The sequence below is a fragment of the Bacillaceae bacterium S4-13-56 genome (assembly GCA_040191315.1).
In the GTDB taxonomy this organism is placed as follows: Bacteria; Bacillota; Bacilli; order Bacillales; family JAWJLM01; genus JAWJLM01.
Genome location: JAWJLM010000008.1, coordinates 87,248 through 109,153 on the forward strand (window position 1 = coordinate 87,248; position 21,906 = coordinate 109,153).

Consider the following 21,906-nt stretch of genomic DNA (forward strand, 5'->3'; position numbering starts at 1 on the left):
CTCAATCCTCCCTTAAATACTGGAATGCGGCAGCACAACTTCCTTCACTTGAGACCATACATGGGCCAATAGGATTCGTAGGTACACACGCTTTTCCAAATAGTGCGCACTGTTGGGGAGAGATTAAACCACGAATAACTTCCCCGCAGCGACATTTTGTTTTTCTAGGTGAAGGGATGCTAACCATAAATTGTTTCTTGGCATTATATTTATCAAATTCAGTTTTGAGATCCATGCCACTTTGAGGGATAACACCCATGCCACGCCATGCTTCATCGCACTTCTCTAAATAATGATTCATAATGGACCGAGTTACTGTATTCCCTTCTTTACGAACTACTTTTGGATGATCATTTATGATCTCATAACGTTCCTCTAATAATGAATCTAATAATTTAATCAGACCACCGAGGATCTCCAAAGGTTCAAATCCAGAAATAACTCCTGACATGTTGTATTCATTAACTAAATAATTATAATCATCTACACCAGTAACAATAGACACATGTCCTGGTAATAGAAATCCATCAAGATGAACATCTTGGTCATCTAATAGTTTTCGTAAGATCGGCTCAACCATCTTCGTGGAAAGCCAGAGAAAGAAATTATCTACACCTTTCTCTTCAGCTATTTTAACAATTAAAGCTAAGATAGGAATAGTCGTTTCAAAGCCAATTCCTAAAAAAATGACCTTTTTATCAGGGTTATCTATAGCGATTTGAATGGCGTCTACTGGTGAATAAAGGACTCTCACATCGCTACCAAACGTTTTTGCTTCCATTAATGTACGCTTTGAACCTGGTACCCTCATCATATCTCCAAAAGTACAAATGATTACATCCTTCATTTCTGACAAAGTAATCATGGCTTCAATGGAAGACTGGTCTGTCACGCAGACAGGACAACCTGGTCCAGAAATCAGATCAACATCATTCACCAAAGCTTGTTTAATCCCTGTTTTTGCCAAAGCCATTGTGTGAGAACCACACACCTCCATAAAGGCTGGCTTATGCTGATATTTCTGTTCAAATAGGGAAGCCTTGTGTTTTACTTCCTGTAATAACACTTTGCTTAGAGCAATTTCAGAGTATGTCTTCTGTGTTTCTTGCATCATAGTACTTCCCCCATTCCTCCATGCTCAGCTTGGCGTGTTCTTCATCTACGATTGACATTGCTTGCCCTGCATGCACTATGACGAATTCTCCCAATTGAACTTCAGGAACAAAAATGATGCCCACCTTCATGGTTGAACCCATAACATCAACCTTAGCCTCATATCCATTTATCTCAATAACCTTTGCCGGAACACCTACACACATTTTTTACACTCTCCCTTCTATCAATTGGTAGCTAGCCACCACCATTTGGCCATATGACAATCCCCCATCATTTGGAGGTAGTTGTTTATGCTCATAAACTTCAAAACCTTTTTCCTTTAACTCTTCTCGGACTCTTGTTCTCAAATATTCATTATGAAAAGAACCGCCCGATAATACGATATCCTTACAGGTTGGATCTTGTTTCGAAGCATGCATAATCATTTGAACACACTGTGAAATAATCGTTTCATGAAACCTTAACGCAATATCAAGAATTGATTTTCCTTTATTTCTATCGTCCATCATTTCAGAAAGCATTTTTCTAACCTGAATTTTTAGTAATCCATTTACATTTTTATAATCAACAGAATAAGGTTCTTGTAATTTTCCTTTCTGACTAAATGGTCGAACGACCTCCGATAGTTTAATAGCTGCTTCCCCATCATAGGTCGAAACTTCCCCTATCCCTAGCCACGCACTGATCGCGTCAAATAATCGACCACAGGTACCCGCTAGCGGGGAATGAATGGAGGATTGTATCATCTTATTAATCAACGGAAAAGAGCTAACTCTTGTAGGGAACGTTTTATTGAGCTCTTCCATCGACTCCGCCCCTAAATAATGAAGGAATAGACCGGCTGTTGTTCTCCACGGTTCCTTTACACTCTTTTCACCACCTGGAAGAGGGAAATAATCTAAATGACCCATTCTTCTGACTTCAGTTTGAGTTCCGTAAAAGCATTCGAAACCCCAAATTTGACCATCTTCCCCATATCCAGTTCCGTCTAAAATGAGGCCGAAAGCTGGTTTTTCTAAATGATTTTCCTCCATACATGCTGCAAAATGAGCATGATGGTGCTGAACCTCAATAACTGGGGCCTCCCATAGTTTCGTCATGCCCCTTGTAGAAAAGGATGGATGTTTATCTATAACTATATGTGAAGGATGGATGTCCATCCATTTCATTAAATGATCTAATTCTTTATGAAAATGACTCTCTACTCTCTCATCTCCTAAGTCGCCAATGTGGGGGCCAACAAAGATTTGATCTTGTCGACCTAAGGCAAAGGTATTTTTTTGCTGTGACCCCAAGGCAATAATTCCATTGACTGGAATTCGTGAAGAAATTGGATCTGGAACAAATCCCCTAGCTCGTCGAATGAGTAATGGATTTTCCCCATTCATCTCCATAACGGAATCGTCTACAGGGTGGAGAATGGGGCGATTATGACCACAAATAGTATCAGCAATTTCTTTTACATATTGAAGCGCCTCATCATCTTGATAAAGTAATGGCAGTCCCGAAGGATTGGCGCTGGTCATAACGATGTAATCCATTGGAAGATGATCAAATAACAAATAATGTAGCGGAGCGTATGGAAGCATCACTCCAACGGTTTGTAAATTTGGTGCAAGATTTTCTGGGAAAATCGATTGTTCCTTCTTTTTCAATAGTAAAATAGGAGCCTCCGGACTTTTCATCCACTTCATAGCTTCGGAAGATAATTCAAAATCTCGTAGAACCACCTCTAAAGAACGAGCCATAATCGCAAAAGGTTTCGCAGGTCGATGTTTTCTTTTCCTTAAATGATCAATCGTCTTTTCATTTGTTGCATCACATGCAAAGTGATAGCCACCAATCCCCTTAATTGCTACAATCTTCCCTTGTACTATATCATCAGTAACCTTTAAAATTACTTTATCGCCTTCCATCATATAATCTTGTTGAATATCGATATAATTTAAGTGAGGACCACACGTTGGACAGGCAATGGGTTGAGCATGGTGTCTTCGATTTTCAGCATTTTCGTACTCGCCATAACAAGTTTCACACATTTCAAAGTTTTCCATAGAAGTATATGGACGATCGTATGGAAGTTCCCTAATGATCGTGTATCTTGGTCCACATTGTGTACAATTAATAAAGGGATACTGGTAGCGAAAATCACTCTTATTTCTCATTTCCTCTAAACAATCATCACAGATGGCTGCGTCAACCGGAATGACAAGTTGCGATTTCCCACTTCGCTCACTTGGAATAATAGTAAAATCATCAGCTATAAAACTCGTAATTTCCTTCCATTCACAGAAATCTACTCTTGACAAACGCGGAGCTTCCTTTTGAACTTTATCTATAAAACGAGATAATATCTCAGAGGTAGAATTCATTCGAACATGAACTCCATCCATATTGTTTTGTACAGTCCCTTTTAAATCTAAACTTTTTCCTAATTGATAGATGAATGGACGGAATCCTACTCCTTGTACGCGCCCTCTAATTGTTATTTCATAGCTTCTTTCCACTGATTGTAAGATTTGTTTATCCATGAGATCCACTCATCCATTCCTTCATTTGTCTTTGCAGAAAGCTGAATCATGCTAGATTCTGGATTTATTCCCATTAAATCTTCTAACGCTACCCCTACATCAAAATTTAGATATGGAAGTAAGTCGATTTTATTTAATAGGACAAGCTCTGTTCTTCTAAACATAACTGGATATTTAGGGATTTTATCATTCCCCTCTGGTACACTTAGAATCGCAATTTTATGCTGTTGTCCCAGGTCATAACCAGATGGACATACAAGATTACCTACATTCTCAATAAATAGAATATCAATGTCTTCCAATGGTAGCTCATGTAAAATTTTCGCTATCATTCTAGCATCGAGATGACATCCACCATTCGTATTAATTTGAACGGCATATGCGCCGGAAGTTCGTATGCGCTCAGCGTCCATTTCAGTTGCTAAATCCCCTTCGATTACACCAACCCTATAGATTGAAGGCAATTCTTTTATGGTTTGTTCTAGTATGGTGGTCTTTCCTGCTCCAGGAGAACTCATCAAATTTAAGCAAAAAATATGCTTATCTTTAAGAACACCCCGTACATATTCTGCGGCTTGATTATTATCCGCTAACACATCTTCATTTAATTGAATAGTTTTTGAAGTTGTCACTCTTGATCCCTACTTTCATATGATTGAATTTTAAAAGTCTCGCCCTGAATAATCTTTCCACTTGGCAGTTTGCAATTAGGACAATTTGAAATCCGTTGATCTGGTTCGTATGATTCTCCACAGATCGTACATTTAGCTAATGCTTTTTCAATGTGAATCACCAATTGAGCTTCATTTGCTAAAAAAGGATAATTATAAGTTTTATGAATATCAAACGCCATACTTAGGGCATCTGGCATGGCATTACTAAGCTCGCCGACTATTAAACTAACTTTGTTAACAGGTTCTAAGTTTCGTTTGTTCCAATCCTTTTCAATGATTGTAAAGATATCACTCATTAATGCTATTTCATGCATAATTACCATCCTTATGTGATTAACGGTGTAAGAATAAAGCCTGGTTAAATAAACCAAGCTTTCCTATTTTTATGGTCACTTACATACCAAACACCATCCACTTTTTTAGTTGGAAGCCTCATGGATTGCAATTGCTCCTTGTTATCAAATTCAAACTTGGAATCACATGAAAAACACTTCCATACATTTTCAAAAGAAATCCAATTTAAAATAGTTCCACATTTTGAACAAGTAGGATTAATAGCCCACAAGGTTTGATCCTTATAAAAAACAATAAACGTATGACCATTCTTATAAATTTCCCATCTTTTGTTTGGAATAGAAGAATCATAGTTTCCAAGCTCTATCCATTCTACTCCAGTAGCATGTTCGATAACCCCTTCGATCCGGTCTACCTCATCTACGATAGTTGGGTATGTCATTTCCTTCACCGTATCCATTACTCCCTTTTTTATTTCCCGAAAAAAATGCAGACGATTCATCTATTACCACCACTTTTCCACTTGTTCAGAAACGACATGAACCAACTGTGGCATTTTCTTTTTGATAGTATCAGATACATCAACTCCCAATTCCAAAGAAGCGGGTTGAATTCCTATCATGACCATGTTTTGTGGTAATCTTTCTCTTATTTTTGCGACTGATAGAACCTCTTGGAATCCAATCTGATGAATGGACATTTTCACTCCAATATACTTTGGAATTTCATCTCCTTCCATAAAATATATCGTTCCAGGTTTCTTTCCGCCATTTATTGCATCAAGAATGATTAAATAGTCTGTTGATTCAATGTCTTCTAGAAGTCTCAGTGAGTCGGTATCTCCGTAAACAAAATGAATTCGTTCACTAGAGTTTAGTTCTTTTTCTAGTAATGGTAAAAGGTGAACGCCAACACCCTCATCTGAATAGAGGGTGTTGCCGATTCCTAGGATAGTGATTGGTTTTACTTTTTCTAAAACATTCATTATTGTTCATCCTCATCATGATGCTTTTTTTCAATCTTATATCCTGTGAAAATGGAAGACATTGTACCATTTTTAGCCAACCAATCCTCACGGAATCCCATATAGACATGGAGGATCGTAAAGACCACGAATCCCCACGCTACTATATGATGCAAAGAACGAACAGTGAAGCTGTCTCCTCCAAAAATAAATGGTACCCAGGAAAATAAATTTCCTAAAATGGATTCTGGTTGTGGCTCAATGTACATGTAAAAACCTGTGAAAATAATAATAATTGATCCAAGACCTATGAAAATCCAGTAACTTAATTCTGCAAGTGGATTATGACCAACATAATGTTTTTTCTTATTTTTCATAAACAAGTAATATTTTAGAGTCTCATACGTCCCCATCCAAAACTCTTTCTTATATGCCTTTGACTTTGCAAATCGATTTCCTTTTAAGACCCAATATAAACGAATTACTAGATTTAAGGTAAATACAAAAGCTGTAAAGAAGTGAACGTATCGCATCCACCACATTAAGGAAGAATAGTATGCTTCTTCTGGAATACCTGCGCTAAATCCTGGTCGCCCAATATAAAATCCAGTGACCAACAACAGGAGTATGGCTGCTGCGTTAATCCAATGGAAAACGCGGACTGGAAGTTCCCAAACATACACCTTTTCCACCTTTTCATTGACTTCAAGTTTTAAGACCGGCTTCCTTGGTTTTTTAATTTTCTTCTGTTTGACAGTTGGGGTAGGAGTGATACTAGGTGCCGGTTTGGTCTCTAGTGACATTTAAACCCCCCCTAACCTAATTTAATTTCTGTAGTTTTATCATTTTCCAAATCTGTCAAATGAACAGCACAAGCTAAGCAAGGGTCAAAGGAATGAATAATCCTCAAGATTTCTAATGGCTGTTCTGGGTCTGCTACAGGAGTCCCCTTTAATGCCATCTCATAAGCACCCTGTTGCCCTTTGTGGTCCTTAGGAGAAGCATTCCACGTCGTTGGAACGACCGCCTGATAATTAGCTGTTTTTCCATCTTCTATTTGAATCCAATGCCCGAGCGCTCCCCTTGGAGCCTCCATCCAGCCTACACCTTGTGCTGACTTAGGCCATGACTCTGGATCCCATTTTGAGCGATCAAATGTTGTGGAATCACCATTTTTAATGTTGGAAAGAAGTTGGTCCATATCATTTCGCAACCACTGTACGATTAGCTTAGTTTCAAGTCCTCTAGCAACCGTGCGTCCTAAAGCCGATTGTAAAGCTTCTAATGGAATACCAAGAGTCTTTAGAGTATCGTCTACAATTTTCACGATTTCTTTTTGGCCTTTGGCATATCCAACAAGAATACGTGCCAATGGACCTGTTTCCATTGGAGCTTCCTTCCATCTTGGAGATTTTAACCAAGAGTACTTTTCGTCAACATCTAATTGCTTATATGGGGCTTTTGGACCTGTATATTCTAGATTGGTTTGCCCATTCCACGGATGCTTACCACCTGTACCTTGACCATCATACATATACCAGGAATGATCAATAAATTCTTTCACTTGTTCTGGATCTTTCAGATCGACATCATAAACCTTCGTCAAATCCCCATTTAGGATGACTCCTCTTGGCATACGATAGGATGAGACATCATAAAGATCCCCGTTAGAGGAGAAATCTCCAAAACAAAGGTAATTATTTAACCCTCCGCCATAGGTCCAATCTTTATAATAAGATCCAATAGCTAGTAGGTCTGGAATATATACTTTATTTACAAATTCCATTGCTTCATCAATTAATTGAGATACATGCATAAGTCTTTCAGCATGAATGCCATTGTCACTATTAATGTCAATTGGAGTTGCCATTCCACCAACTACATAATGTGGATGAGGATTCTTTCCACCCAAAATAGTATGGATTTTCACTATGTTTCTCTGCCAATCTAGCGCTTCCAGATAATGAGCTACAGCTAACAAGTTCACTTCCGGTGGAAGCTTATAAGCTTCATGTCCCCAATATCCTTGAGCAAAGATACCTAATTGTCCGCTTTCCACCAATGTTTTTACTTTATTTTGAACCTCTTTAAAGTATCCAGGAGAAGATTTCGGCCAATCTGAGATAGATTGAGCAATTTTACTAGTTTCTGCTGGATCTGCATCAAGTGCATTTACTACGTCTACCCAGTCAAGGGCGTGCAAATGATAAAAATGAACAACATGGTCATGAACATACAGAGCTTCATTCATAATCTCACGAATGAGATGACCATTTTTAGGAATTTTAATATCCAATGCATCTTCTACTGATCTAACAGATGCTAAAGCATGGACCGTTGTACATACTCCACAAATTCTTTGAACATAGGCCCAAACATCTCTTGGATCACGGCCCTCTACAATTTTCTCAATTCCCCGAATCGCTGTTCCGGAGCTAAATGCATCCTTGATAACATTATTTTGAATATCTGCTTCAATACGCAGATGACCTTCAATCCTAGTAACTGGATCTACGACAATACGCTCTGCCATTACTTTTCACCCCGTCCTTCATTTGGCACATCTTTGTCTTTTTTTACTGCAGTGATTGCTGCATGTGCTCCTATGCCCACTACTGTTGCCCCAGCCGCATATAATCCAATTTGGTCAGGGTTAATGGTCGTCTGTGTTCCAGGAATTTTAGATACTCTAGTATAGAAAGGGCCATTATCCCAAAAATCTTTTTCAGTACATCCAATACATGGATTTCCTGATTGGATTGGATAACTTGTTCCTTCATTCCATCTCATTTCTGCACATGAACTATAGGTGGTAGGTCCCTTACATCCCACTTTATATAAACAATATCCTTGTTTGGCACCCTCATCATCAAAGTTCTCTACAAATAGTCCTGCATCAAAATAGGCGCGACGATTACATTTGTCATGAATTCTGTGTCTGAAAAAGGCTTTTGGTCTACCAAGGGAATCTAATTCAGGAACAGTGCCAAAGGTTAAGATATGAGCAATAACTCCTGTCATTACCTCCGCAATTGGAGGACAACCTGGAACTCGAATGACTGGAGTCCCTTTCGTATCTAAGGATGTCACTGGTTTTGCATTTGTTGGATTTGGCTTAGCAGCTGCAATTCCTCCCCATGAGGAACAACTTCCATACGCAATAATAGCAAAAGCGTTTTCTGCAGCTTTCTCAAATTCTTTTATGACACCTTGACCGGCGACACTTAAATACTCAGGGTTTGCAACGCTTCCTTCAACTGCTAAAACATATTTACCCTTATACTTCTCATAGACACTTTCTTTTGCTTTTTCCGCTTGATGGCCAGCTGCAGCAGATAAAACTTCACTATACTCTAATGAAATCATATCCAACAAAACACTTTCTGTTTTTGGGTGTGAGGATCGTATAAAAGACTCAGAACACCCCGTACAATCTTGGAACTGTAACCAAATTACCGGCACACGTTCTTTTGTTTCCATTGCAGCTTGAACCTTGTTACTCTGTGTAAAGTCTAGGCCGATGGTTGCAGCAATAACCGTACACATTTTCATGAAGTCCCTTCTTGAAACCCCTCTGTCTAGCGCTGTTTGCCATACAGTCTCATTTTTCTTCATGAACACCCCTTCTTCCATAGAAAATCAAACCAAAACAGATAACTTCACCATCATTATAGAGAACATAATCACCCGATTAATGTGACATTAATCACATTTTTCAACATGTCAAAATTTGGTCACTAAATAGTCAAGATTATGGACTTCTTTTATTAACAAGGTTTGTACAGTACTTTCTATAGAAAAAACAAAAAAACTGTTCCCTATAAGGAACAGTTTAGCTAGGTTTATTCATTTCTTCTTCCCACTCTTTTTCTTTCGCTTTCTTTCGTTTATATACCCTACTGGAAAGCAGAATACTCACTTCATAAAGAATAAACAAAGGTATAGCTATTACGATTTGAAGAAAAAAATCCGGAGGTGATATCATAGCACCAACAATTACTAATATCAGATAAGCATACTTACGAAACTTTCTTAGTTTAAATGGATCTACTATGCCTAGGCTTGTCAAAAACATCATAACAATTGGTATTTCGAAAAGAATTGCTATAGGTAAAGTTACTCCTAGTAAAAAGCGAAAGTATTTTTCTGCAGTAAACATGGTTTGAAACATTTCATCACCTAAGGACATTAGGAAATTTAGAATTAAATCATGAACTACAAAAAATCCGAAGGATAGCCCACCTAAAAACAGGAGAAAAACAGCAGGAATATAATTTAATGTAGCTTTACGTTCCTTCTTTGTTAATGCAGGCCGGACATACAGCCAAACTTGTAGGAGTAAAAATGGCAAGGTTCCTGCAAGAGCAACGACACTAGCGAGCATGAAATAGGTCCATATAATCTCTCCAGGTCCAATAACGGTTAATTGAAATTCTAAATTTCGTATAAAAAAATTATAAATATCGGTAACGAAAACAAATCCAAGTACTAAAAAAATCAGGAAGACAACCGCTGTCCATATCAAACGATTTCGTAATTCGTCCAAATGGTCTAATAAATTCATTTCTTTATCTTGATATGTACTATCCTGCTCCTTAGACAACGTACTTCCCTCCAATGATAGAACATGTGACATAAATTTATTATTAGAAAAACTTGGTCTATCGTCAAGTACTAATGGCGAAATACTTAGTTTTACTTATACAATCGACCGACTAAAGTTATAAAGTGAAACTTCAATCAGTGGCCGTTCCTCATTGATTGTTAGCAAACAAGGGTATGACCTAAAGGCCCTTGAACCAATCAGACATTTACGGGTAGCCAACCATGTAGTAAGCTTCACCAACAAGGATGAAAAATTTAATGTTTTATTTTCATGGGAACTTATCCCCCATCTACTCTTTTCGTTTCACTTAAGACTTGTGGTGGGGGTATTACTGCCCCTTCATGCGGGATACATTCTGATATTGCAAGTAAAGAAGATGTAAGGACGATTTCCTTACATCTTCCTCATTTTTCACTTTTAAACTTTTTGAGGATTTTGAGTATCCTCTTCCGTTACTTTCTTTTGATCTTTTTCAAAATCCTCAGCTACGATTCCTGTGGTTGCTCTCTTAAATTCTCTCAGTGAGCTCCCAACAGCTTTCCCAACCTCTGGAAGTCTCGAAGGACCAAAAACTATTAAAGCAACAACAAAGATTAAAATCATGCCAGGTGCACCAATATTTGACAACATGATTCATCACCCCATTAACCGTCGATATGATTAGCTTTTCGGCTGATCACTATTAACTATTTCTTTAACATCTTTCACTTCATCAGTAACATCACTAGTTAGTTCTCTAGCAGAATTTTTAAATTCTTTTAAAGTTTGACCAGTTGCTCTACCTATTTCAGGAAGCTTCTTTGGACCAAAGACTATTAAAGCAATTACCAAAATTAAGATTAACCCAGGAATTCCAATGTTAGATAACATTTTTATTCACCACCTTTAAATCTTTCTAGCTTAACTCCTATTATAACTGTTTTAAAATCTTTTTGGAGCTTTTACGAAAATCTACATATATTCGTCATAATTTAGAAAAACAAAGTAAAAACTTCCCCACTGATGGTTAGCTCCCAAGGGTATGATCTATTGGCCCTTGAACCAATCGGACATTTATTGGCAGTTTATCCCACACCTACTCTTCTCTTTTCACTTAAAATTTGAGGTTGGGTATCACTGCCCGTTCATGTGGATAAATAAAACGGTTCCTCTAAGCTTAACCGGTATCCCCCAAGTTCATCCAACTGCTTTTTAAATTGAGGAGACCTTATGGCTGATAATAGCATTTTTCCTCTTTCTGAATCAAATATAGATTTCGTCATTATAATATCATAATTTTCTTCTGCAACGGGAAGAAATTCTATGTCCATAATTTTGCTGGCTGAATAAACTCCCAAACCAACTGTATTTGCACTCTCCTTAACTTCTGCTGCAACACTTAAATGGGAGAACATTTCTCTATCATAGCCATTTATAGAATCAGGACTTACATTTTGGTCCTTTAAAAGGGAATCAAAAAGCAATCGAGTACCTGCTCCTTTTTGACGATTAATAAAAGCAAACCTACCATCTAAAAGATCCTCTAGCCCTCGAAATTCTTCTTTCCTTTCCTTTGTCACATACCACCCTTGCATACGACGTAAAAAAGGAATATAGACTAATTCTTGACCCTTTAAAAACCTTTCAATAAAAGGAATATTATAAGCACCTGTTTTTTCATCTAATAAATGAGCAGTGACGACTTCTGCTTCCCCTTTTTTTAACGCGATAATTCCTGCCATGCTTCCAACATGTGAGGACTGAAGTTGATAAGGAGGTGATTCCATTTTTAATACTGCTGATAGTAAGTCTAAAGATGGGTCATGACTTCCTATAATAGAAATAGAAGAGTTAATCTTTTCAATGGATTGAAGAAGTTCAATTTCAACTTCTTCTCCCTGCTCTATTCCTAAACTTGTGGAAGGTACAACAAGAAGCCCGTCCGCTTGCACTAATGACATCGTTACACCTGCTGCTCTAGTTAAAGGATTTGCTATATACTCACCATTTACCAGGGAAATAGAAACCCTTACAAAGTCTTCTGCACCCATAGTGGATACAATTCTTCTTCCCATTTTCACTTTTAAGGTATCTCTCTTAGGGAGTGGTAAATGAAAGTAATCATAAAGCAAAGGTTTTACAAACCATTCCATAGCCAGATAAGCACTAATAGGATACCCAGGCAACCCAATGACAAACGTCTCATTGATTTTCCCCAAAATTACCGGTTTACCTGGCCGAGTAGCTACACCATGGGTATAGACTACTCCTAATTCTGCTATGACATGAACAGTGTAGTCCTTAGATCCAGCTGATGACCCTGCGTTTATAATAACAATATCAGAATGCATCGTTGCTTCTAATAAGGCTTTTTTAATGGATTCAGGATCATCTTTGGTTATCGGACTATTTTTAGGGATTCCTCCCCACTCCTTCACATACCCAGCAAAAACCTTACTATTAAATTCAGTAATTTTTCCTGGTTGCAAGGATGGATTTCGTTCCACCAATTCACTTCCTGTAGGAATAATGCTCACTATTGGTATTTTCAAAACCTCTATTTCTTCCTTACCAGCTGCATACAAGGCTCCAATATCCACAGGACGTATTTGGTGATGCATGGGAAGAATAACTGAGCCACTCATGATGTCTTCCCCAATTGGTCGAATATGCTGCCAAGGGGTAGCTGGCTCAATAATTTCTAGCACTCCTTCATTAACTTCGTTGACATGTTCAATCATAATAACTGAATCAAAAGGAGAAGGAATTTTGTGACCTGTATCTACATAAACAAAATCTTTACCTTCAGTTAATTGAATTGGATTTTTTTCATGAGCTTCATAAGTTGTCTCCGCAATAACCGCAATCCCATCCATTGCCGATGCATGATAATGAGGAACAGACTGGGATGCGAATATCGGCTTTGCAGTTACTCTGTGCAATGCTTGTTCAACAGGGATAAACTCGGTTCTCTCCAACATATGATTATGTTCCATCCATTCAGACAGAGCCTGGTTTCTTGGCTTGTCTTCCAAATAAATGGTACGTTTGAAGTTTTTCTCTCCCACCCATTTCACCTCTTTTTAAAATAAATAGACAGGAACAAGATTTCCTTTTTCATATCCTTCTCTTTCGCTGGAAATCTCTAATATTCCATTACTTTCTAATAGAGTAGAAATCAACCCGGATTTGCCTAAGATCGGTTCCGCATAAAGTTGCTGATTTTTTTCAAATAATTTTACTCGAATATAATCAGTTCGACCAGGGGTTGAAGAAAGGTTTTTAGTAAGAATGGCATTTGATTTTTTGGCATAGACCACTTCTTCTCCTCTTAATCGATAGATGACTTCTTTTCCAAATAAAAAGAAAATGATAAAAGCAGAAGCTGGATGTCCTGGAAGTCCCAAGATCGGTTTTTCCTGTGCCAAAGAAAATATGGTTGGTTTTCCAGGCTTAATGGAAATTCCATGAAACTGAAGGCCCGGCTCTCCTAACGATTCCATTACTTCTACAGTGTAGTCCTTCGTTCCAACGGAGCTTCCACCAGATAATAATAAGAAATCAACCTCTTGTAACATCTCTTTTGCTTTATTTTGCAACTCTTCAAATGAGTCAGAAATTATTCCGCCATAAACAAATTCTGCATTCCATTTTTTTACCCATTGACCCACTATAAGAGCATTCATATCACGAACTTTTCCTAATGGAAGTTCTTTCGTAGTATAAGGAACAATTTCATTTCCTGTTGAAAAATAACCAATTTTGACAGGTTGATAGACACTAATTTCATAGATTCCTAATCCACCAAGAGCCGCTAAATGTTGAGGACCTAACTCTGTTCCTTTGGACAACACAAGTTGATTTTGATCAATATCTTCGCCAGCAAAAATTACATTTTCCCTTGGTGCAACCTGACGATAAATATTTAAAAGATCGTCTATTTCCTCACAATGCTCGATCATTACCATACTGTCGCTTCCCTCGGGAAGCATTCCACCAGTAGGAACATACATAGCTTCTCCAAATTGGATTGGTTTGCTTGCTTCCACGCCCATTTCGACTTTTCCCACATTTGTTAAAAAAGCTGGCATCGATTCTGACGCGCCAAACGTATCCTTCGCTTTTACAGCATAACCATCAACTGATGACCTTTTAAAAGCAGGAACTTGTTCATGAGAGAATATGTCTTCAGCTAAAATCTTGCCTACCGCTTCCTCAATGGGGATAGTTTCAACTTTATTTAGAGTTGGAACCTTTTCCTTAATTAATTGTTTAGCTTCCTCAACAGATACTACATTAAAAAATTTCATCCTATCACCTAATTTTTTGTAATCATTCTTTTTGCATTCTCATATTCTTCAGGATGGTTCATATTAAAGAAATGTTTTTGAACCACGGAATCTTCCACTTGAAAACTAGTTTTATATTTCACACTGATTTTTTGAAGCAAAGATTCCATTCGAAGTTCGTTGTTTTTGATACATTCTTTAACAACAGAGAGCACCGATCGATGATAAACTCCCATCAAGGGATGCTTTCTTCCTTCCACCTTCGGGACCACCGCATCACACGAGACTGCTTCATCTATGAGTTCACCAATAATCTTACGGGAGATTAGAGGCATATCACATGCTATAATTACATACCATTCACTTTCAACATTCTCCATCACGCTTTCTAGTCCTGCCAAAGGACCTTTCCCTGGATGGATATCTTGATATACTGGAATTTGCAAAAAAGAGTAACTTTCTATTTCATTACTAATTATAACACTAGATTCAACAACTGTGGAAACTTCATCCAAAATGTGTCCAATGGCTTGCTTCCCATTTAAAGGTAAAAGAGCCTTGTTTGTTCCCATCCTCCTAGATTGTCCACCGGCTAGAATGACTCCACAAAATTTCATAATCTTCAATCCTTTAATTTTGTTTTTGAGTATCTTGTTTGATATCCCCATACCCTTTTTCTTGAGCAATATAATCAAGATGGATGGTTAGAATATCTAGTAAAGCGGGCTCTGGTTTTTGAATATAGGCACTGGTGTCTATCACTTTAATGTAACCATTGCACTCGTTACAAACTTGAATTTGAGCTTCCTTCTGTCTCTCGACTGATAAATATTTCAATTTTTGATGATCGTCATTCCCACAATGGGAGCAGGATAATTTTTTTTCCTGCCATTTTGCATAACATCTTGGACAAACTAAAAACTTTTTGCCTTTTTGCTCAAGTTGTGCAAGGCGTACTGGTTCTCCACAACATGGACAATGTTTTGCGGTTTTTGCTACATCCTTAATCTGGGCTTCATATAATTTGGCAAGAACCCTCATAAACGGTCTTAATGCTTGTTCTGCCATAAAATAAGGTAACCAGCTTTCAACCTTGTTTTCCTCAGCCCAAGATACGAAATAATATTCATTCATAGACAACGCTTCCTCTATCCATTGGTTAGCAAGATTGGCATCCATGATTTTTCCGAATATAGAAGCATCATTTTGCAAGGAAGGTTGACTTTTGACCATTACCCCTAATATTCCTTTAAATGCTTCTAGATATATATTCCGATCCACATTAAAGGCAACTTGAGTGTATAAAGGTAAATGTGGTATTTTAAATGGATCTTCTACAAGAACTGTTAAATGCTCCTGATCAATTTGTTCCTCAATTCTTTTTTGAACATCTAGCAACTTTTTCTGAAGCTCTATATATTCTTCACTTACTATTTCATTTTTCATAATTTTTCCCCCTAATTCCTTATAATTTTGAAACACAGATAAACAGTTGATAATGCTTATCTCTATTTCAAAAGTATTAAATATAACAATGGGTAAAAAGGAAGGGAAACTACCTACGGGTAGTCTCCCACACCTATTATTTAAGCACCTTTTTCGGATTGCTTTTTCTTTTTCTTTTCCTCTTCCATCAATTCATCGTACCAATTTTCATGGTGTTCCTTTGCATATTCAATCGGTACATCGCCTTTAGTCATTCCACGGATTGAAATTTTGGAATTCGGATGCCCAATACTCAAATACACATGGCCAACCACTACAGCGACGGCAAGAGCAGCACTGAAACTATGAATAGGATACATAGTTTGAATTAATCCCGAGCCGAAATATTGTGGGAACCAAATGACGATTCCTGATCCAATAAGCAAGATGGCACAAAGAATTTGAAGCAATGAATTGAATTTTTCTCCTCCATTGTAGAAATCTTGTTTTGGCATGTTTTTCACATTGCCAGTAAAGAATTCCTTAATAAAGCGAGTCATAAAACCAAAATCATTTTTACTCCAGGTAAAGCATTGCTTGATCCAATGGAAAAAGCTTTTTGGATCGGCTAACAAGATGAACACTGTTGGTAGGACAAAAAATACAGCCGCTACACGATGGACTAATCTTGCTCCTTCTGCTCCTCCAAAGATTAAGAACATCCAATCAAACCATTCAGTATACAATGGCAACGCTGAAAGATAGAGTACTATAAAGGCAGCTGCATTGAGCCAATGAGCAAAAATAACAGGTTTACTAAAACGTTTGACCGTTTTTCCACTATATTGCTTCTTACTCATTCCTCTCATCTCCTTCCACTTCTTCACCCTTATCTTTATTGAAGAAGGTGTTTCCAATGAATGCACCTACAACTGCCATTGTAGTAACACCAAATAATGCTTTTCCAGTTGGTTGTGCATAGTCCTTCCAAACCTTAGCAGAAAGTGGTACACGTGGATCTTCTGGCAAATCATACACAGATGGCTTATCAGCTAAAAGATACACAGTGTGAGTACCATTTACTCCTTGTGGGTTATAGATATTTGCGTTTGGATAACGGTCTTTGACCTTAGCAAGGCGCTGTTTAGCCATAGCAAGAATTTCTTCTTTACTACCATACTGAATAGCTCCTGTATGACATGCAGTTGCACATGCTGGCAGTAATCCATTATCTAAACGGTCTGTGCAAAGTGTACACTTTTGTGCGCGTCTTTGGGTTGTTCCATTTTCTTCCTTATATTCATTTAATTGAATAACGCCAAACGGGCAATTTTGTACGCAATATCCACAGCCAATACAAGCGTCATAGTCTACTACAACAGATCCATGGTCCGTATAAGAGATTGCATTTTCCGGGCAAACCTTTTCACACGCAGCATCTGTACAATGCATACAAGAGGAGTGCCTAAAAAGCCAATCTAAAGTGCCATTAGAATTTTCTTGTTCTTTAAAAGTAAGAACATTCCAAGTGTTCGCCGTTAAATGCTCGTGAGACTGGTAACTTCCTGAGAATTCTTCTCTTTCAGCAGGTAGGTCATTCCAGTTTTTACAAGCCACCATACAAGCACGGCATCCATCACACAGTGTCACATCAACAAATTTAATTGTATCAGCCATTAGTCAGCCCTCCTTACATCACAGAGGAATGCTTTGTATTCAGGAATCGTTGTGTTTGCATCCCCTATATGAGGAGTTAAACGATTGGCAGTACTACCTGTGACAATACCTTTATAACCAAAGTGCCAAGGCATACCAACTTGATGAACCTTTTGTCCCCTGATTGTATAAGGCTTAAATCGTTTCGTTACCATAGCATAGGCTTTGATGTCACCACGTGCTGAACTAACGATGATTTCGTCCTTATTGTTAATACCCTTTTCTTTTGCAAGCTCTTCACTCATCTCGATGAACATATGTGGAACAAGTTCAGATAACCATTCCTGATTTCTTGTCATTGCTCCAGATTGCCAATGTTCTGTCATGCGATAGGTTGTAGCGACAATAGGGTATTTATCTTTGTCTCCCTTTTTATTGTGTTTACCATCCCAAATAACAACTGCAGGGTTTAAATCAACACTGGAAAATGCATTTGGAATTGGACTTTCAAATGGCTCGTAATGTTCTGGAAATGGACCTTCGTTTACTGGTCCGAACATACTTCCAACTCCATCTTCTAACATGATGAATGGATCATGTCCTCCTGGATCTGATGGTGCTTTTGTTCCACCGAAGTCAGGAACATCATACCCTCCCCATTTAGAACCATCCCACTCAATAACAGCTTTATCACTTGCCCATGCTTTGCCATTAAGATCAGCGGAAGCACGGTTGTATAGAATCCGACGGTTAACTGGCCAAGAGAATGACCAATTCAAGAAATTCCCCATTCCAGTATCTTTGTTGTCACGTGCTTTAGAAAGGTTCTTTCCTTCTTCAGGGTAGAATCCACTATAAATCCAGTTACCACTACAAGTTGAACCATCATCAGCAAGAACAGTAAAATTCTTTAATAATTTTCCAGTATTGGTGTCATAACCGTTAATTTCTCGTTGGACTATATCAATATCAACGTGATCACCTTCACCATAATTCCAATAAAGAGCTTTAATTGGTTCATCTATCACATTAGAACTATTTTTATATAGTGCTTGAATGCGTCGAGCAAGCATATGAATAATCTCTAGATCACCTAATGCTTCACCTTTAGGCTCAATCGCCTTCCAACGATATTGCATCCATCGTCCGGAGTTAGTGATTGTTCCCTCTTTTTCATAGGAAGCAGCTGCTGGCAACAAAAATACTTCTGTATTAATATCTTTTGGATTTGATCCGGCATCCTTCTGCCAAAATGAAGCTGTCTCAGTTTCCCATAAATCAACTGCTACCATCCAATCAAGTTTTGCAAGAGCTTCTTTTTCTGTTCCAGCATTTGGTCCACCTACAACTGGATTTTGTCCAAACAAGAATAGACCTTTAATTTCATCTGCAAGCATTGACTCAAATAATGCAATATGAGATGAATTTTTGCTGTATTTCCCTAGATATTGGTATCCAAACTCGTTGTCCTTAGTAGCATTTGGGCCATAGAAAGCTTTGAGTAAGCTAACTAAGAATTTAGGTTTATTGGACCAGTAACCTTTAGCTGGTGTTTCTGCTTCTAGATATTTTTCTAAAGTGCTATGTTTGTCGGTAGCGGATGGTGCACCAATGTATCCAGGTAAAATGTGATACAACAATGCGAAGTCTGTTGAACCCTGAACATTTGACTCCCCACGTAGTGCATTAACTCCACCACCAGGACGACCAACGTTCCCTAACAGTAATTGAAGCATTGCATAACTACGTACGTTTTGAGTACCAACTGTATGTTGCGTAGTACCCATTGCATACATGATTGTTCCAGTTTTCTTTGGACTTCCCGTTGAACAGAACATTTTAGCAATCTCTTCATAATCACTAGCTGGAGTACCTGTAACCTGCGACACAGTTTCAACATCATATCTTGAATAGTGTTTTTTCATTAATTGGAATACACTTCTTGGATGTTCTAGTGAGTAGTCCTTAATAATCTCGCCATTTTCGTCCTTTTGGAATTTCCAAGTGGAACGGTCATATAAACGTAAAGACTCATCATAACCAGAAAACAGTCCATCTTCGAAATCAAATTCATCTACTACTAAGAAACTAGCATTTGTATAGTATGCTACGTATTCTTTATGGAATAGATCGTTTTGAATTGCATAATTTATTAATCCACCAATGAAAGCTATATCTGTTCCAGATCTCATTGGGGCATATTTATCTGCCATTTGAGAAGATCTAGTATAACGAGGATCAACAGAAATGACTTTTCCACCATTTTCCTTCGCTTTTAACAACCATCGTATGCTAATCGGATGATTTTCAGCTGGATTTGCTCCAATAATCATTGCACAATCCGTATGCTGAAGATCATTCCAGTGATTTGTCATAGCTCCACGACCAAATGAAGGTGCCAGACCGGCAACCGTAGAACTGTGTCATATACGTGCTTGGTGTTCAATAAACGTTAAACCAAGACCTCTCATAAGTTTAACTAATAAATAAGTTTCTTCATTATCTAGAGCAGCTCCTCCGAGACACGCAAGGCCATGAGCACGGTTAACGGTTATTCCATTTTCCTCTCTAATAAAGGTTTGTTCTCTCGTTTCTTTAACTTTATCTGCTATACGAGATAACATCCATTCCCAATCTTTTTCTTCCCATTTGTCACTACCTGGCGCACGATATAATGGTTTCTGAACGCGCTTTTCTGATGTGTAGAGTTGTCGAATCGTAGTGCCTTTACTACAAAGCTTTCCTTCGTTAATTGGATGATCGGCATCCCCTTCTGTATATACCACATCATTATCTTTGGTATAAACTAAGATACCACAGCCAACTGCACAATACGGACAAATAGTAGGTGTTACGGTTGTTTCTTCTGTTTTAAGTTTACTAGCTTCTGCTTTAACGTCCCTTTCATTAAAGCCAAGCTCTACTACAGCTAAAGTAACTGCTGTAGCTCCTGATAGCTTTAGAAAATTACGTCTAGTTAAATCAACCATCTTATTCCTCCCCTTCTACCAATACTCTTATCCTAAAAAGAACAGCGTGATGTTTGAATCTAGGCATCGCCTCCTTTAGGTAATATCACCTACAGCTTTTTTAGCTAAATCATCAATGATCCGCCCATTAGAATGATAGACTATCACCATTTTGCCTCTTATATAACCAACTACAGATAGATTAAGATATTTTGCTATCTGAACTGCTTGTTTAGTTGCTGCTGTCCGTGAACCAATAACAGCGAATCCAAACCTAGCACTCTTTGCCAGCATTTCATAAGAGATTCTACCAGTAGTTAATAAAATAGTTCCTTCGGGTTTGATTTTATTTCTAATAGCAAATCCAATAATTTTATCTACAGCATTATGTCTACCAATATCCTCGCGAACTACAATTTCACCATTTTCTAAGATGATACACGCACCATGCATACCCCCAGTTTCTAAGTACATTGGAGAATTAACAGAAAACTCATGACGTTTTTTTAACAAGTACGTGAGAGAGACTTTCATGTCGCTCACTATTCTTGGAAATTGCTTTACATCTGTTAAGGAAAAAAAAGTAGTTCCTCTGCCACAGCCAGCTGTAAATATTTTTTTCATTTCTTGAAAATCTTCAGAAGAAAACGGTTGTTGTCTTTGGACTAGTACTCGACCTTCTTCTTTATAAACCTTTAATTTAACTACGTCCTCTATTCGATCAATCATTCCTTCTGAAAACAAATAGCCAATTGCCCAATCTTCTAGGTCCTCTCTTGTCATTTGAAAGGTTCCTATTTCCTGATTATTTAAATAAAGTGTAATGGGATATTCTTCAGGACTTGCTTTAATAATCATCACATCCACCACCTTCAGTTCTATTGTAATCGGTTTCAACTAAAAACAGCATAGGGATAGTCAATTTGTCACAAACTGTTCCCAATTTCGTCGAAAATAATAAAATATGCCCCCATTTAAACTGTAATAGTAATTTTTGGATTCTGTATTATGCTCTAATTATTGTAGCAATAATAACACTTTGTTCATGTTGTAATCTGTGACATCAGTCACATTCTAATTTGCTGTTAAAAATTATTAAATAAAAAAAGTTTGCATAAAGTGTAACAATATCTTAACCCGTTTCTTTTTTTTGATTGTTATATTAATAAAACAATAAGTTCAGACTGACTTAAGAAAAGCGCAAGCGCCCTTGATCATCGACGTAAGGCGGTGAGGCCCACATCCTCGAAAAAGCAAGCTTTTTCTTCGTGCGAAGTAGCTCTAAGTAGCTTTCCTTTGTGCGATTACTTGTGGCAAAAACTTCGAAGATTATTCGATGATGCTTTTTCGCTGGAGCTAGACAAATTTTATATTTTTATCTTTTTGAAAAAAACACCCCTTTT

At 37.7% G+C, this 21,906-nt stretch carries 21 protein-coding genes; all 21 read right to left on the bottom strand.

The window, feature by feature from the left end; all coding sequences use genetic code 11:
* Position 1 precedes the first annotated feature (1 nt).
* Positions 2-1,111 (bottom strand): hydrogenase formation protein HypD, encoded by a 1,110-nt coding sequence (hypD, locus tag RZN25_04280; GenBank protein MEQ6376039.1) that lies wholly within the window; start codon positions 1,109-1,111, stop codon positions 2-4.
* A complete protein-coding gene (locus RZN25_04285) occupies positions 1,083-1,319 on the bottom strand; it encodes a HypC/HybG/HupF family hydrogenase formation chaperone (GenBank protein ID MEQ6376040.1) in 237 nt (78 codons plus the stop codon). Before RZN25_04285 ends, hypD begins: the two co-directional genes overlap by 29 nt.
* 3 nt (positions 1,320-1,322) lie before the next feature.
* Entirely contained in the window at positions 1,323-3,647 is a 2,325-nt protein-coding gene (hypF, locus tag RZN25_04290; protein MEQ6376041.1) for a carbamoyltransferase HypF, read from the bottom strand.
* Positions 3,602-4,279, bottom strand: coding sequence for a hydrogenase nickel incorporation protein HypB (gene hypB / locus RZN25_04295; protein ID MEQ6376042.1), 678 nt, complete (start codon positions 4,277-4,279; stop codon positions 3,602-3,604). The genes hypF and hypB overlap by 46 nt, the downstream gene beginning before the upstream one ends.
* Positions 4,276-4,635 (bottom strand): hydrogenase maturation nickel metallochaperone HypA, encoded by a 360-nt coding sequence (locus tag RZN25_04300; GenBank protein MEQ6376043.1) that lies wholly within the window; start codon positions 4,633-4,635, stop codon positions 4,276-4,278. The genes hypB and RZN25_04300 overlap by 4 nt, the downstream gene beginning before the upstream one ends.
* A gap of 44 nt (positions 4,636-4,679) precedes the next feature.
* Positions 4,680-5,117 (bottom strand): hypothetical protein, encoded by a 438-nt coding sequence (locus RZN25_04305; GenBank protein MEQ6376044.1) that lies wholly within the window; start codon positions 5,115-5,117, stop codon positions 4,680-4,682.
* Positions 5,118-5,120: 3 nt separating this feature from the next.
* The gene (locus RZN25_04310) at positions 5,121-5,600 is read right to left on the bottom strand and encodes a HyaD/HybD family hydrogenase maturation endopeptidase (protein ID MEQ6376045.1); all 480 of its coding nucleotides are present in this window, start codon (positions 5,598-5,600) and stop codon (positions 5,121-5,123) included.
* Positions 5,600-6,382, bottom strand: coding sequence for a Ni/Fe-hydrogenase, b-type cytochrome subunit (cybH, locus tag RZN25_04315; GenBank protein ID MEQ6376046.1), 783 nt, complete (start codon positions 6,380-6,382; stop codon positions 5,600-5,602). Before cybH ends, RZN25_04310 begins: the two co-directional genes overlap by 1 nt.
* Before the next feature lie 11 nt (positions 6,383-6,393).
* Complete coding sequence (locus RZN25_04320; GenBank protein MEQ6376047.1) at positions 6,394-8,112, bottom strand: nickel-dependent hydrogenase large subunit; 1,719 nt, start codon at positions 8,110-8,112, stop codon at positions 6,394-6,396.
* Complete coding sequence (locus RZN25_04325; protein ID MEQ6376048.1) at positions 8,112-9,194, bottom strand: hydrogenase small subunit; 1,083 nt, start codon at positions 9,192-9,194, stop codon at positions 8,112-8,114. The genes RZN25_04320 and RZN25_04325 overlap by 1 nt, the downstream gene beginning before the upstream one ends.
* Before the next feature lie 217 nt (positions 9,195-9,411).
* Positions 9,412-10,182, bottom strand: coding sequence for a twin-arginine translocase subunit TatC (gene tatC / locus RZN25_04330; GenBank protein MEQ6376049.1), 771 nt, complete (start codon positions 10,180-10,182; stop codon positions 9,412-9,414).
* A gap of 420 nt (positions 10,183-10,602) precedes the next feature.
* Positions 10,603-10,815, bottom strand: coding sequence for a twin-arginine translocase TatA/TatE family subunit (locus RZN25_04335; GenBank protein ID MEQ6376050.1), 213 nt, complete (start codon positions 10,813-10,815; stop codon positions 10,603-10,605).
* A 30-nt stretch (positions 10,816-10,845) separates the two neighbouring features.
* A complete protein-coding gene (locus tag RZN25_04340) occupies positions 10,846-11,055 on the bottom strand; it encodes a twin-arginine translocase TatA/TatE family subunit (protein ID MEQ6376051.1) in 210 nt (69 codons plus the stop codon).
* A 254-nt stretch (positions 11,056-11,309) separates the two neighbouring features.
* Positions 11,310-13,232, bottom strand: coding sequence for a molybdopterin biosynthesis protein (locus RZN25_04345; protein ID MEQ6376052.1), 1,923 nt, complete (start codon positions 13,230-13,232; stop codon positions 11,310-11,312).
* A 15-nt stretch (positions 13,233-13,247) separates the two neighbouring features.
* Complete coding sequence (locus tag RZN25_04350; protein ID MEQ6376053.1) at positions 13,248-14,474, bottom strand: molybdopterin molybdotransferase MoeA; 1,227 nt, start codon at positions 14,472-14,474, stop codon at positions 13,248-13,250.
* A gap of 8 nt (positions 14,475-14,482) precedes the next feature.
* Positions 14,483-15,070, bottom strand: a complete 588-nt coding sequence (locus RZN25_04355; protein ID MEQ6376054.1) for a molybdenum cofactor guanylyltransferase — start codon at positions 15,068-15,070, stop codon at positions 14,483-14,485.
* 13 nt (positions 15,071-15,083) lie between these two features.
* Positions 15,084-15,899 carry a formate dehydrogenase accessory protein FdhE gene (locus tag RZN25_04360; protein MEQ6376055.1) on the bottom strand — a complete coding sequence of 272 codons (816 nt, stop codon included), beginning with the start codon at positions 15,897-15,899 and terminating at the stop codon, positions 15,084-15,086.
* Between the two features lie 140 nt (positions 15,900-16,039).
* Positions 16,040-16,738 (bottom strand): cytochrome b/b6 domain-containing protein, encoded by a 699-nt coding sequence (locus RZN25_04365; GenBank protein ID MEQ6376056.1) that lies wholly within the window; start codon positions 16,736-16,738, stop codon positions 16,040-16,042.
* Positions 16,731-17,555: a 4Fe-4S dicluster domain-containing protein gene (locus RZN25_04370; protein MEQ6376057.1), complete on the bottom strand. Its 825-nt coding sequence runs from the start codon at positions 17,553-17,555 to the stop codon at positions 16,731-16,733. The genes RZN25_04365 and RZN25_04370 overlap by 8 nt, the downstream gene beginning before the upstream one ends.
* Positions 17,555-20,524, bottom strand: a complete 2,970-nt coding sequence (gene fdnG, locus RZN25_04375) for a formate dehydrogenase-N subunit alpha (GenBank protein MEQ6376058.1) — start codon at positions 20,522-20,524, stop codon at positions 17,555-17,557. The genes RZN25_04370 and fdnG overlap by 1 nt, the downstream gene beginning before the upstream one ends.
* A 75-nt stretch (positions 20,525-20,599) precedes the next feature.
* A complete protein-coding gene (gene fdhD / locus RZN25_04380) occupies positions 20,600-21,361 on the bottom strand; it encodes a formate dehydrogenase accessory sulfurtransferase FdhD (protein ID MEQ6376059.1) in 762 nt (253 codons plus the stop codon).
* Positions 21,362-21,906 lie beyond the last annotated feature (545 nt).